This is a genomic window from Pseudomonas palmensis (assembly GCF_049942755.1).
GTDB lineage: Bacteria > Pseudomonadota > Gammaproteobacteria > Pseudomonadales > Pseudomonadaceae > Aquipseudomonas > Aquipseudomonas palmensis.
This window is the reverse complement of record NZ_CP187958.1, coordinates 1,521,443-1,536,382: the sequence shown is the minus strand read 5'-3', so window position 1 is coordinate 1,536,382 and position 14,940 is coordinate 1,521,443. Positions and strand designations below refer to the sequence as shown.

3 protein-coding genes, 2 tRNA genes and 3 rRNA genes are annotated in these 14,940 nt (G+C 61.5%); all 8 read left to right on the top strand.

The genetic code is table 11. The features are described from left to right. Positions 1-414 precede the first annotated feature (414 nt). The 8 genes from ACPRTJ_RS07005 to recD all read left to right on the top strand — a co-directional run bounded on the left by ACPRTJ_RS07005 (position 415) and on the right by recD (position 14,933). Positions 415-1,951 (top strand): 16S ribosomal RNA (locus ACPRTJ_RS07005). A gap of 84 nt (positions 1,952-2,035) precedes the next feature. Beyond that, a tRNA-Ile gene (locus tag ACPRTJ_RS07000) sits at positions 2,036-2,112 on the top strand. Between the two features lie 7 nt (positions 2,113-2,119). Beyond that, positions 2,120-2,195 (top strand) — tRNA-Ala (locus ACPRTJ_RS06995). A gap of 224 nt (positions 2,196-2,419) precedes the next feature. Then, positions 2,420-5,309 (top strand): 23S ribosomal RNA (locus tag ACPRTJ_RS06990). 138 nt (positions 5,310-5,447) lie between these two features. Further along, positions 5,448-5,563, top strand: a 5S ribosomal RNA gene (gene rrf / locus ACPRTJ_RS06985). Together the 16S, 23S and 5S rRNA genes with 2 tRNA genes alongside form the textbook arrangement of a ribosomal RNA operon. A 135-nt stretch (positions 5,564-5,698) precedes the next feature. After that, positions 5,699-9,178 carry an exodeoxyribonuclease V subunit gamma gene (gene recC / locus ACPRTJ_RS06980; RefSeq protein WP_426428461.1) on the top strand — a complete coding sequence of 1,160 codons (3,480 nt, stop codon included), beginning with the start codon at positions 5,699-5,701 and terminating at the stop codon, positions 9,176-9,178. Further along, positions 9,175-12,858 carry an exodeoxyribonuclease V subunit beta gene (gene recB, locus ACPRTJ_RS06975; protein ID WP_426428459.1) on the top strand — a complete coding sequence of 1,228 codons (3,684 nt, stop codon included), beginning with the start codon at positions 9,175-9,177 and terminating at the stop codon, positions 12,856-12,858. Before recC ends, recB begins: the two co-directional genes overlap by 4 nt. Beyond that, positions 12,855-14,933, top strand: coding sequence for an exodeoxyribonuclease V subunit alpha (gene recD, locus ACPRTJ_RS06970; protein ID WP_426428458.1), 2,079 nt, complete (start codon positions 12,855-12,857; stop codon positions 14,931-14,933). The genes recB and recD overlap by 4 nt, the downstream gene beginning before the upstream one ends. The last annotated feature ends 7 nt before the right edge of the window (positions 14,934-14,940 follow it).

Below are 14,940 nucleotides of genomic sequence, written 5' to 3'. Positions count from 1 at the left end.
TTGAATATCAAAGAGTTGGACGTTTCAGGTCAGGCTGGAGGTGCTTCGATCGAAAGATCGGCAGCGGTGAAAAAGGTGGTTGACAGCAGGTTGTAACGCTGTAGAATTCGCCTCCCGCTACGAGAGATCGAAGCGAGTCAAGTGTTTGAAGTGAAACGAAAAACTTCAAAATAAACGCTTGACAGACTCTGAGGAAAGCGTAGAATGCGCGCCTCGGTTGAGACGAAAAGTTCTTGACCAACCGCTCTTTAACAATTGAATCAAGCAATTCGTGTGGGTGCTTGTGAGCTCAGACTGATAGTCAGAAAGATTATCAGCATCACAAGTGACTGCACGAAAATCGAAAGATTTGAAAGTAGGTCATTTGAGAATGCTGAGCCAAGTTTAGGGTTTTCTCAAAACCCAAGCAGTATTGAACTGAAGAGTTTGATCATGGCTCAGATTGAACGCTGGCGGCAGGCCTAACACATGCAAGTCGAGCGGATGAGAAGAGCTTGCTCTTCGATTCAGCGGCGGACGGGTGAGTAATACCTAGGAATCTGCCTGGTAGTGGGGGACAACGTTTCGAAAGGAACGCTAATACCGCATACGTCCTACGGGAGAAAGCAGGGGACCTTCGGGCCTTGCGCTATCAGATGAGCCTAGGTCGGATTAGCTAGTTGGTGAGGTAATGGCTCACCAAGGCTACGATCCGTAACTGGTCTGAGAGGATGATCAGTCACACTGGAACTGAGACACGGTCCAGACTCCTACGGGAGGCAGCAGTGGGGAATATTGGACAATGGGCGAAAGCCTGATCCAGCCATGCCGCGTGTGTGAAGAAGGTCTTCGGATTGTAAAGCACTTTAAGTTGGGAGGAAGGGCAGTAAGCGAATACCTTGCTGTTTTGACGTTACCGACAGAATAAGCACCGGCTAACTCTGTGCCAGCAGCCGCGGTAATACAGAGGGTGCAAGCGTTAATCGGAATTACTGGGCGTAAAGCGCGCGTAGGTGGTTCGTTAAGTTGGATGTGAAATCCCCGGGCTCAACCTGGGAACTGCATCCAAAACTGGCGAGCTAGAGTAGGGCAGAGGGTGGTGGAATTTCCTGTGTAGCGGTGAAATGCGTAGATATAGGAAGGAACACCAGTGGCGAAGGCGACCACCTGGGCTCATACTGACACTGAGGTGCGAAAGCGTGGGGAGCAAACAGGATTAGATACCCTGGTAGTCCACGCCGTAAACGATGTCAACTAGCCGTTGGAATCCTTGAGATTTTAGTGGCGCAGCTAACGCATTAAGTTGACCGCCTGGGGAGTACGGCCGCAAGGTTAAAACTCAAATGAATTGACGGGGGCCCGCACAAGCGGTGGAGCATGTGGTTTAATTCGAAGCAACGCGAAGAACCTTACCAGGCCTTGACATCCAATGAACTTTCCAGAGATGGATTGGTGCCTTCGGGAACATTGAGACAGGTGCTGCATGGCTGTCGTCAGCTCGTGTCGTGAGATGTTGGGTTAAGTCCCGTAACGAGCGCAACCCTTGTCCTTAGTTACCAGCACGTTATGGTGGGCACTCTAAGGAGACTGCCGGTGACAAACCGGAGGAAGGTGGGGATGACGTCAAGTCATCATGGCCCTTACGGCCTGGGCTACACACGTGCTACAATGGTCGGTACAGAGGGTCGCCAAGCCGCGAGGTGGAGCTAATCTCACAAAACCGATCGTAGTCCGGATCGCAGTCTGCAACTCGACTGCGTGAAGTCGGAATCGCTAGTAATCGCGAATCAGAATGTCGCGGTGAATACGTTCCCGGGCCTTGTACACACCGCCCGTCACACCATGGGAGTGGGTTGCACCAGAAGTAGCTAGTCTAACCTTCGGGAGGACGGTTACCACGGTGTGATTCATGACTGGGGTGAAGTCGTAACAAGGTAGCCGTAGGGGAACCTGCGGCTGGATCACCTCCTTAATCGACGACATCAGCTGTCTCATAAGCTCCCACACGAATTGCTTGATTCATTGAAGAAGACGATTAGGTTAGCAACCTTCGATTGGGTCTGTAGCTCAGTTGGTTAGAGCGCACCCCTGATAAGGGTGAGGTCGGCAGTTCGAATCTGCCCAGACCCACCAATTTGCTGGGGCCATAGCTCAGCTGGGAGAGCGCCTGCCTTGCACGCAGGAGGTCAGCGGTTCGATCCCGCTTGGCTCCACCACCCCGCTTGCCAGTTTGTCAAAGCTTAGAAATGAATATTCGCGTCGAATATTGATTTCTGAACTTTATCAGAATCGTTCTTTAAAAATTTGGGTATGTGATAGAAAGATAGACTGGACAGCACTTTCACTGGTGTATGTTCAGGCTAAGGTAAAATTTGTGAGTAATTACAAGTTTTCGGCGAATGTTGTCTTCACAGTATAACCAGATTGCTTGGGGTTATATGGTCAAGTGAAGAAGCGCATACGGTGGATGCCTTGGCAGTCAGAGGCGATGAAAGACGTGGTAGCCTGCGATAAGCTTCGGGGAGTCGGCAAACAGACTTTGATCCGGAGATCTCTGAATGGGGGAACCCACCTGGCATAAGTCAGGTATCTTGTACTGAATACATAGGTGCAAGAGGCGAACCAGGGGAACTGAAACATCTAAGTACCCTGAGGAAAAGAAATCAACCGAGATTCCCTTAGTAGTGGCGAGCGAACGGGGACTAGCCCTTAAGTGGCTTTGAGATTAGCGGAACGCTCTGGAAAGTGCGGCCATAGTGGGTGATAGCCCTGTACGCGAAAATCTCTTAGTCATGAAATCGAGTAGGACGGAGCACGAGAAACTTTGTCTGAATATGGGGGGACCATCCTCCAAGGCTAAATACTACTGACTGACCGATAGTGAACCAGTACCGTGAGGGAAAGGCGAAAAGAACCCCGGAGAGGGGAGTGAAATAGATCCTGAAACCGTATGCGTACAAGCAGTGGGAGCCTACTTGTTAGGTGACTGCGTACCTTTTGTATAATGGGTCAGCGACTTATATTCAGTGGCGAGCTTAACCGAATAGGGGAGGCGTAGCGAAAGCGAGTCTTAATAGGGCGTTTAGTCGCTGGGTATAGACCCGAAACCGGGCGATCTATCCATGGGCAGGTTGAAGGTTAGGTAACACTGACTGGAGGACCGAACCGACTACCGTTGAAAAGTTAGCGGATGACCTGTGGATCGGAGTGAAAGGCTAATCAAGCTCGGAGATAGCTGGTTCTCCTCGAAAGCTATTTAGGTAGCGCCTCATGTATCACTGTAGGGGGTAGAGCACTGTTTCGGCTAGGGGGTCATCCCGACTTACCAAACCGATGCAAACTCCGAATACCTACAAGTGCCGAGCATGGGAGACACACGGCGGGTGCTAACGTCCGTCGTGAAAAGGGAAACAACCCAGACCGTCAGCTAAGGTCCCAAAGTTATGGTTAAGTGGGAAACGATGTGGGAAGGCTTAGACAGCTAGGAGGTTGGCTTAGAAGCAGCCACCCTTTAAAGAAAGCGTAATAGCTCACTAGTCGAGTCGGCCTGCGCGGAAGATGTAACGGGGCTCAAACCATACACCGAAGCTACGGGTATCACTTAGGTGATGCGGTAGAGGAGCGTTCTGTAAGCCTGTGAAGGTGAGTTGAGAAGCTTGCTGGAGGTATCAGAAGTGCGAATGCTGACATGAGTAACGACAATGGGAGTGAAAAACTCCCACGCCGAAAGACCAAGGTTTCCTGCGCAACGTTAATCGACGCAGGGTTAGTCGGTCCCTAAGGCGAGGCTGAAAAGCGTAGTCGATGGAAAACAGGTTAATATTCCTGTACTTCTGGTTATTGCGATGGAGGGACGGAGAAGGCTAGGCCAGCTTGGCGTTGGTTGTCCAAGTTTAAGGTGGTAGGCTGAGATCTTAGGTAAATCCGGGATCTTAAGGCCGAGAGCTGATGACGAGTTGCCATTAGGCGACGAAGTGGTTGATGCCATGCTTCCAAGAAAAGCTTCTAAGCTTCAGGTAACCAGGAACCGTACCCCAAACCGACACAGGTGGTTGGGTAGAGAATACCAAGGCGCTTGAGAGAACTCGGGTGAAGGAACTAGGCAAAATGGCACCGTAACTTCGGGAGAAGGTGCGCCGGTGAGGGTGAAGGACTTGCTCCGTAAGCTCATGCCGGTCGAAGATACCAGGCCGCTGCGACTGTTTATTAAAAACACAGCACTCTGCAAACACGAAAGTGGACGTATAGGGTGTGACGCCTGCCCGGTGCCGGAAGGTTAATTGATGGGGTTAGCTAACGCGAAGCTCTTGATCGAAGCCCCGGTAAACGGCGGCCGTAACTATAACGGTCCTAAGGTAGCGAAATTCCTTGTCGGGTAAGTTCCGACCTGCACGAATGGCGTAACGATGGCGGCGCTGTCTCCACCCGAGACTCAGTGAAATTGAAATCGCTGTGAAGATGCAGTGTATCCGCGGCTAGACGGAAAGACCCCGTGAACCTTTACTATAGCTTTGCACTGGACTTTGAATTTGCTTGTGTAGGATAGGTGGGAGGCTTTGAAGCGTGGACGCCAGTCTGCGTGGAGCCATCCTTGAAATACCACCCTGGCAACTTTGAGGTTCTAACTCAGGTCCGTTATCCGGATCGAGGACAGTGTATGGTGGGTAGTTTGACTGGGGCGGTCTCCTCCTAAAGAGTAACGGAGGAGTACGAAGGTGCGCTCAGACCGGTCGGAAATCGGTCGTAGAGTATAAAGGCAAAAGCGCGCTTGACTGCGAGACAGACACGTCGAGCAGGTACGAAAGTAGGTCTTAGTGATCCGGTGGTTCTGTATGGAAGGGCCATCGCTCAACGGATAAAAGGTACTCCGGGGATAACAGGCTGATACCGCCCAAGAGTTCATATCGACGGCGGTGTTTGGCACCTCGATGTCGGCTCATCACATCCTGGGGCTGAAGCCGGTCCCAAGGGTATGGCTGTTCGCCATTTAAAGTGGTACGCGAGCTGGGTTTAGAACGTCGTGAGACAGTTCGGTCCCTATCTGCCGTGGACGTTTGAGATTTGAGAGGGGCTGCTCCTAGTACGAGAGGACCGGAGTGGACGAACCTCTGGTGTTCCGGTTGTCACGCCAGTGGCATTGCCGGGTAGCTATGTTCGGAAGAGATAACCGCTGAAAGCATCTAAGCGGGAAACTTGCCTCAAGATGAGATCTCACTGGAGCCTTGAGCTCCCTGAAGGGCCGTCGAAGACTACGACGTTGATAGGTTGGGTGTGTAAGCGCTGTGAGGCGTTGAGCTAACCAATACTAATTGCCCGTGAGGCTTGACCATATAACACCCAAGCAATTTGCGTCGAACGACCAGATTGCGGTGTTGTGAAGACACAGTAAGCCGAAGATTTGTAACTCACAAACATCACATACCCGATTCGCTGGAGTGTCTGAACAAGACCTTCTGGCAACAGAATTTCTTGACGACCATAGAGCATTGGAACCACCTGATCCCATCCCGAACTCAGTAGTGAAACGATGCATCGCCGATGGTAGTGTGGGGTTTCCCCATGTGAGAGTAGGTCATCGTCAAGATTAAATTCCGAAACCCCTATCTGCATCTGCAGGTAGGGGTTTTGTCTTTGTGGGCCGAAAAGCTGCAGGCCCTCGGTCTGTACGCAGACCGTGATAAGGTTCCCCCCAAAATCCGCACAGCCCAAGGGATGCCCCATGCCGCATGCAAGCACGCTTCAACCGGGATTCATGGTCGTTCACGGCAACCACCTGGATGAACTGCGTGGCCTGGTGGTGAGCCTGATGCGGCGTTATCCGCTGGCACCCCTGGAAAACGAGATGGTGCTGGTGCAGAGCAACGGTATCGCCCAGTGGCTCAAGCTGGCCCTGGCCGAAGACCCGCAGGACGATGACCAGGGCGGTTGCGGCATCGCGGCCGCCATCGATGTGCAATTGCCTGGTAGCTTCATGTGGCAGCTGTACCGCCGGGTACTTGGCCGCGAAGAGATTCCTGAAACCTCCCCGCTCGACAAGGCGCCCTTGACCTGGCGCCTGATGCGCCTGCTGCCGGAAGTGATCAACCAGCCGCATTTCGAGCCGTTGCAGCGCTTTCTTACCGATGACAGCGACCTGCGCAAGCGCTACCAGCTGGCCGAGCGCCTTGCCGACCTGTTCGACCAATACCAGGTGTACCGTGCCGATTGGCTGAAGGACTGGGCAGCCGGACGTCACGTGCTGAGCAACGCTCGTGGCGACTCCCGTGCGCTGGCCCCCGCCAACTGCTGGCAGGCAGAGCTGTGGCGTGCCTTGCTGCTCGATGTGGGAGAGGAAGGCATGGCCCAGAGCCGTGCCGGCGTGCACCAGCGTTTCGTCGAGCGCATCAATGCACTGGAACAAGCCCCCAAGGGCCTGCCATCGCGGGTCATCGTGTTCGGCATTTCTTCGTTGCCGGCCCAGGCCCTTGAAGCGCTGGCAGGCCTGGCACGTTTCAGCCAGGTGCTGCTATGCGTGCACAACCCCTGCCGTCACCACTGGGCCGATATCGTCGCCGACAAGGACCTGCTGCGCCATCAGTACAAGCGCCAGCAGCGCAAGCAAGGCATGCCCAGCCTGATCGACGCCGACACCCTGCACCAGCATGCCCATCCGCTGCTTGCGGCCTGGGGCAAGCAGGGCCGGGACTACATCAACCTGCTCGACAGCTACGATGACCCGGGCAGCTATCGCAACGTGTTCAGTGACGGGCGCATCGACCTGTTCACCGAAAACGGGCAGGCCACTCTGCTCAACCAGTTGCAGGACGACATTCTCGAACTGCGCCCATTGGTCGAGACCCGCGCCTTGTGGCCCGCCGTCGACCCGGCCAAGGACCGCTCGGTGCGTTTTCATGTGGCCCACAGCGCGCAGCGCGAGGTCGAGATCCTGCACGACCAGTTGCTCGCCCGCTTCAGCGCCGACCCCGGTCTGCGCCCGCGCGACGTGATCGTGATGCTGCCGGACATCAACACCTATGCGCCCCACATCCGCGCCGTGTTCGGCCAGCTTGGGCGCAACGACCCGCGCTACATTCCCTTCACCCTGACCGACCAAGGCCAGCGCGGCCGCGACCCGCTTCTGATTGCCCTGGAGCACCTGCTCAAGTTGCCGGACAGCCGCTTCCCGGTGAGCGAGATTCTCGATCTGCTGGATGTTCCCGCCCTGCGTGCCCGCTTCGCGATCAAGGAAAGCGACCTGCCCACGCTGCACCGCTGGATCGAAGGGGCCGGCGTGCGCTGGGGCCTCAATGCACAGCAGCGTGCCGGCCTGGGCCTGCCCGATGACCTCGAGCAGAACAGCTGGCGATTCGGCCTGCGCCGCATGCTGCTGGGCTATGCGGTGGGCACGGGCGACAGCTGCGACGACATCGAACCCTATGATGAAATCGGCGGCCTCGATGCTGCCCTGATCGGCCCGCTGGTGGCCCTGCTCGATGCGCTCGAGGTGGCCCATGCCGAGCTCTCGCAGCCGGCACCGGCGGCGCAATGGGGCACGCGCCTGCATGCCCTGCTGCAGGTGTTCTTCCTGGCCGAAACCGAACACGATGACTACCTGCTGGTGCAACTGCAGGGCCTGTGCGAAACCTGGCTGCAAACCTGCGAGTCGGTCGGGCTCGAGGACGCCTTGCCGTTGACGGTGGTGCGCGAAGCCTGGCTCGCCGGCCTGGACCAGGGGCGCTTGTCCCAGCGCTTTCTGGCCGGCTCGGTGAACTTCTGCACCCTGATGCCCATGCGTGCCATCCCCTTCAAGGTGGTGTGCCTGCTGGGCATGAACGATGGTGACTACCCGCGTGCGCAGCCGCCGCTGGACTTCGACCTGATGGGCAGCGACTACCGCCCCGGCGACCGCTCTCGACGCGAGGACGACCGTTACCTGCTGCTCGAAGCCTTGCTGTCGGCGCGTGAGCAGTTGTACGTCAGCTGGGTGGGCCGCAGCATTCGCGACAACAGCGAGCGGCCGGCGTCGGTGCTCATCGGCCAGTTGCGCGATCACCTCGCCACCGGCTGGCGCAGCCCCAAGGCCAAGGCCGACGACCCTGTGGAGGGCGGTCTGCAACTTTTGCACGCCTTGACGCAGGAACACCCCCTGCAACCGTTCAGCGCCCGCTACTTCCACAAGCACAGCAACCTGTTCAGCTATGCCAGCGAATGGCGCGCCCTGCACCTGCCGCCAACGCAGCTGCCGACCGAGGCCGACCAACTGGAGCCTTTCGTGCCCGAAGAGCCCCTGAGCCTGACCTTGCTCCAGGACTTCATGCGCCACCCCGTTCGGCACTTCTTCAGCCAGCGCCTGAAGGTGTTCTTCGAAGCCGCCGAAGCCCCCCTGGCCGACGAAGAGCCCTTCGTGCTCGACGCCCTGCAGCGCTACAGCCTGAGCGAAAGCTTGCTGGGCGCAGCCCTGGCCGACCCCACCAACAGCACCGACGCCCTGCAGGCCCAGGCCCGTCGCCTGCAACGCAGCGGCATGCTGCCGCTGGCCGGCTTCGGTGAATGCCTGCAGGCCGAACTGATCGAGCCATTGCCCGACCTGCTGTTGCGACACGCTCAACTGCTCGGCCAATGGCCAACCCTGATCGACAGTGCGCTGCCGATCAGCTTCGAGTATCGCCAGCTGCGGCTCGAAGGCTGGCTGGGGCGGGTGTACCAGCGTGACGACCAGGCGCTGCTGAGCATCACCACCTTGCCCAACGGCATCAGCAGCGGCAAATCACTCAAGTGGCACCGACTGGTGGCGACCTGGGTCATGCACCTGGCAGCGTGTGCCGTGGGGCACCGGTTGAGCAGCGCAGTGGTCGCCACCGACGTGACCCTGTTGCTCGACCCGCTGGAGCAACCGCGTGCCGCGGAACTGCTCGGCGATCTGCTGGTGGCCCGGCAGGCCGGCATGAATGCGCCGCTGCCGGTGGCGATCAAGACCGCCTTCACCTGGCTCGGCCAGAGTGACCCTGAAAAAGCCCTGGCGGCCGCAGCCAAGGCCTACGACGGCGACGGCCAGAACACCCGCGGCGAGCGCAGCGAAAGCACCGCACTGGCCCGGCAGTTCAGTGATTTCGCGGCGCTGACCGCGAGTGAAGAATTCGAGGGCTGGTGCGAGGCACTGTACCGGCCGATGTTCGAAGCCGCCTGGCAACGCCTGGGCAGTGAAGAGGCGCATCCATGACTGCCCACGCACACCAGCCGCCGCTGGCACTGACCTTCCCGCTGCACGGCAGCCAACTGATCGAAGCCAGTGCCGGTACCGGCAAGACCTTCACCATCTCTGCCTTGTACCTGCGCCTGGTGCTCGGCCATGGCGGCGAGCAGGGCTTCGGGCGCGAGCTGCTGCCGCCACAGATCCTGGTGGTGACCTTCACCGATGCGGCCACCAAAGAGCTGCGTGAGCGCATTCGCACCCGCCTGGCCGAAGCGGCGCGGTTCTTCCGTGGCGAACTGCCCGAAGCCGACCCCTTGCTGGTGCAACTGCGCGAGCACTACGCCCCGGACACCTGGCCCGCCTGCGCCAACCGCCTGGACGTTGCCGCGCAGTGGATGGACGAAGCCGCCGTCTCGACCATCCACAGCTGGTGCCAGCGGATGCTGCGCGAGCACGCGTTCGACAGCGGCAGCCTGTTCACCCAGACCCTGGAGACCGACCACAGCGAGCTGCTCGGCCAGGTCATGCGCGACTACTGGCGGCGCTTCTGCTACCCCATGCACGGCGAGGCCCTGGCCTGGGTGCGCAGCCACTGGAGCAGCCCCGAGGCATTGCTGCCCAGGGTGCGCACGCTGTTCGGCCGCACGCGGAGCGAGGAAGACAGCGCCGACCCACAGGCGCTGATCGAAGCGGTGGTGCAACAACGTGCCGAACGGCTGCGCCAGCTCAAGGCGCCCTGGGCACAGTGGGCCCAGGAACTGCTGCAACTGTGCCATGCCGCACATGCCGCCAAGCAGGTGGACGGGCGCAAGATGCAGCCGCGCTATTTCGAACCCTGGTGCGAGAAGATCGCGGCCTGGGCCCAGGACGAGCAGGCGGTGGAGCTGGATATTGGCACCGGGTTCACCCGCTTCACCCCGCAAGGCATGGCCGAAGCCTGGAAGGGCGAGCCGCCCAGCCACCCGGCGCTGGATGCCATGCCCGGCCTGCGCCTGGAGCTGCAGGCGTTGCCGACCCCGGACGCCCGCCTGCTCGAACACGCTGCCAACTGGGTGTCGAAACGCTTCGAGCAGGAAAAGCGCCGCCGCGCCGAAATGGGCTTCGACGACATGCTGCTGCGTCTCGACTCGGCCTTGGGCGGGACGGCCGGCGAGCGCCTGGCCGGGCTGATCCGCGAACAGTTCCCGGTGGCCCTGATCGATGAATTCCAGGACACCGACCCGGTGCAGTACCGCATCTTCCAGCGTATCTATCGCATCGAGGAGGACGTGCGCGAAACCGGGCTGTTCATGATCGGCGACCCCAAGCAGGCCATCTATGCCTTCCGCGGCGCCGACATCTTCACCTACCTGGGCGCCCGACGCGCCACCCACGGACGGCTGCACAGCCTGGATACCAACTACCGCTCAAGCCAGCCGATGGTCGATGCGGTCAACCATGTATTCATGCGCGCCGAACAGCGCGAGGCCGGTCGCGGGGCGTTCCTGTTCCGCGACGGCGCCGAGAACCCCGTCCCCTTCGTGGCGGTCAGGGCGCAGGGGCGCAAGGAGCACCTGCAGGTCGACGGGCAGCCCCTGGCAGCGCTCAACCTGTGGCACCTGGCAAGCGACGAGCCGCTGTCCGGCGCGGTCTATCGCCAACAGGTAGCCGCCAGCTGCGCCACCCAGATCGTCAGCCTGCTCAACGGCGGCCAACTGGGCACCAGCGGCTTTGTCCAGCCAGGCCAGGCGTTGCGTGGCTGTTTGCCATCGGACATTGCGATCCTGGTTCGCGACGGTCGCGAGGCCCAGCTGATCCGCGCCGAACTGGCCGCCCGCGACGTACGCAGCGTCTACCTGTCGGACAAGGACTCGGTGTTCGCCGCCCAGGAGGCCCACGACCTGCTGGCGTGGCTCAAGGCCTGCGCCGAACCCGACAGCGAGCGCCTGCTCAAGGCGGCGCTGGCCAGCGTCACCCTCGACCTGCCGCTGACCCGGCTGGCCCAGCTCAACCAGGACGAGCGGGTGTGGGAACACTGGGTCATGAAGTTCCGCGACTATCGCCACCTCTGGCGCACCCAGGGCGTGCTGCCGATGCTGCGTCACCTGCTGCACGACTTCGACCTGCCCCAGGTACTGATGCGCCGCAGCGATGGCGAACGGGTGCTGACCAACCTGCTGCACCTGGCCGAGCTGCTGCAGCAGGCGGCCACCGAGCTGGACGGCGAGCAGGCGCTGATCCGCCACCTGAGCGAACACCTGGCCAGCTCCGGCCAGGCCGGTGAAGAACAGATCCTGCGCCTGGAAAGCGACGAGCAACTGGTCAAGGTGGTGACCATCCACAAATCCAAGGGGCTGGAATACCCGCTGGTGTTCCTGCCCTTCATCAGCACCGCCAAGCCGGTGGACGGAAAGCGCCTGCCCCTGGGCTGGCACGACGCCCAGGGCAATGCCCAGCTGACCCTGACCCCTGATGCCGAGCAGATCGCCCTGGCCGATGACGAGCGCCTGGCCGAAGACCTGCGTCTGCTCTACGTGGCCCTGACCCGTGCCCAGCACGCGTGCTGGCTGGGGGTGGCGGACCTCAAGCGCGGCACCGGCAAGGAGTCGCTGCTGCACCGCTGCGCGCTCGGCTACCTGCTGGGCGGCGGCGCTGTACTGCCGGCTTCCACCGCCCTTGAGGGCTGGCTGCAGGCATTGCAGGAAGGTTGCGCGACCATCCACAGCCAGGTATTGCCGATTGCCGACACCCAGCGCTACCAGGCCCCGCGCAACACCGCCGAGCTGCTGCCGGCCCGCCAGCCGCGCCGCCGCGCCGCAGAGAACTGGTGGATCGCCTCCTACAGTGCACTGCGCATCGGCGAGGAGCTGCTCACCGCCGACAGCTCCCAGGCCCAGCAACTGCTCGATGACGAACCGGCCGATCCGCAGGCCCTGCGCGAAGTCGTGGCGACGGGCGGCGACATCCACCGCTTCCCGCGTGGCCCCAACCCCGGCACCTTCCTCCACGGGCTGCTCGAATGGGCCGGTCACGAAGGCTTCGGCCAGGTGGTCGCGGCGCCCGAGCAACTGCACAAGACCGTGGCCCAGCGCTGCAACCGGCGCGACTGGACCGGCTGGATCAACACCCTCGGCAACTGGCTCGAACACCTGCTGAACGCACCGCTGCACCTGGCACCGGACAGTGCGCCGGTTGCCCTGGGCCAGTTGAGCCAGTACCAGATCGAGATGGAGTTCTGGTTCGCCAGCCATCAGGTCGACGTGCTGGCCCTCGACCGCCTGGTATGCACCCACACCCACGACGGCGCGGCCCGACCGGCCGCACAGTCGGCGCTGCTCAATGGCATGTTCAAGGGCTTCATCGACCTGGCATTCGAGCACGACGGGCGCTACTACGTGGCCGACTACAAGTCCAACTGGCTGGGCACCGACGACCAGGCCTACAGCGAGCTGGCGATGGAGGGCGCGATCCTCGAGCATCGCTACGACCTGCAGTACGTGCTGTACCTGCTGGCCCTGCACCGTCAGCTGCGTGCCCGCCTGCCCGACTACGACTACGACCGGCATGTGGGCGGCGCGGTGTTCCTGTTCCTGCGTGGGGTGCACGCGGCCAGCCAGGGCTTGTACTTCATCAAGCCGCCGCGCGTGCTGATCGAGCGGCTCGATGCCCTGTTCAGCGGCGCATGCGCACCGCAGCAACCTGATCTGTTTTCCGGAGACAGCGCATGAGCCGCACGTTCGACGACCTGTTGCCCACCCCTCTGGATGCCGGGCATCTGGCGGCCCTGGCGCCGTTGACGGTGGGCGCCGACCTGCTGGCGCTGCTCGATCGATGGGTCGAGCGCGGCTGGCTGCGAGCACTGGACCGCGCCTTCGTGGCTTTCCTCGGCGAACGCGACCCGCAGGCCGACCCGCTGGTGCTGCTGGCCGCCGCACTGGCCAGCCACCAGTTGGGGCACGGGCACGTGTGCCTGGACCTGGCCGAAACCCTGGCCGAGCCTGACTTTGCCCTGTCGTTGCCACCCGAGGGCGATGCCCTGGCCGGCCCCTTGCTGCTGCCTTCGCAACTGCTGGAGCGCCTCGATCTGGCCACCTGGTGCCAGCGCCTGCAAGGCAGCGCGCTGGTTGCCCTGGGCAGCAGTGAAGCACAGGCCTCGCGCCCGCTGGTGTTGAGTGGGCAGCGCCTGTACCTGCGCCGCTACTGGGCCTATGAACGGCGCATCGACAGTGCCCTGCGCGAACGCCTGGAACAGGCCGAACCCACGCCCGCCGATTTGCGCGCCCGCCTGGATGCGCTGTTCGAAGGCTCGGCGCTGGCCGGTCAGGTCGACTGGCAGAAGCTCGCCTGCGCGCTGGCCACCCGCAGTGCGTTCAGCATCATCACCGGCGGCCCCGGCACCGGCAAGACCACCACCGTGGTGCGCCTGCTGGCCCTGTTGCAGGCCCCGGCCGTGGAGGTCGGGCGCCCGTTGCGTATCCGCCTGGCCGCACCGACCGGCAAGGCAGCGGCGCGTCTTACAGAATCCATCGGCCAGCAGGTGGAGCGGCTGGCCGTCAGTGACGGCGTGCGCAGCAACATCCCCAGCGATGTCTCCACCGTGCACCGCCTGCTGGGCAGCCGCCCGGGCTCGCGACATTTTCGTCACCACGCCGGCAACCCGTTGCCACTGGACGTGCTGGTGGTCGACGAGGCCTCGATGATCGACCTGGAAATGATGGCCAACCTGCTGGCGGCGATGCCGGGGCATGCGCGCCTGATTCTGCTCGGGGACAAGGACCAGCTGGCGTCGGTCGAGGCCGGCGCAGTGCTGGGCGACCTGTGTCGCGATGCCGAGGCCGGACGCTACAGCGCTGCCACCCGCAGCTGGCTGGAGCAGGTCAGTGGCGAGTCGCTGGCCGGCAGCGGCCTGGTCGAGGGCGATGCCCAGCGCGACCCCTTGCCCCAGCAAGTGGTGATGTTGCGCCATTCGCGCCGCTTTGGTGAGGGCAGCGGTATCGGCCAGCTGGCGCGCCAGGTCAACGGCCAGCAGCCGGAGCAGGCCCGTGCGCTGCTCGAGCAAGGTCTTGCCGACGTGCACAGCCTGCGCCTGAGTGGCGAGCACGACCGCAAGCTCGACACCCTGCTGCTGCAGGGGCTGGGCCGCGGTGGCGACAGCCCGCAGGGCTATCGTGAGTACCTGCACCTGATTCGCCAGACCCGCCCGGCGCCGGATACCGCCGCTGACGATCCACGCTGGGAGGCGTGGGCACTGAAGGTGCTGCGCGCCTTCGAGCGCTTCCAGCTGCTGTGCGCGGTGCGCAAGGGCCCCTGGGGTGTCGAGGGCCTGAACCAGCGGGTCGGCAAGGTGCTGACGGCGGCCGGTCTGATCGATGGCGAACAGCCCTGGTACGAAGGCCGCCCGGTGCTGATGACGCGCAACGACTATGGGCTGGGCCTGATGAACGGCGATATCGGCATTGCCTTGCGCCTGCCGGACGCCCAGGCCTCCACACCGTTGCTGCGGGTGGCGTTTCCTCGGAACGATGGCCAGGGCGGCGTCAGATTCGTCCTGCCCAGCCGGTTAAGTGAGGTTGAAACCGTGTACGCCATGACGGTGCACAAGTCCCAGGGCTCGGAGTTCTCCCACACGGTTCTGGTGCTTCCCGACGCCTTGAACCCGGTGTTGACCAAGGAACTGATCTACACCGGCATCACCCGCGCCAAGGACTGCTTCAGCCTGATAGAGCCGCGCCAGGGCATTTTCGAGGAGGCGGTGCGGCGCAAGGTCAAGCGTATTTCCGGGCTGATGCTGGAACAGGTGTAAGGCGCCG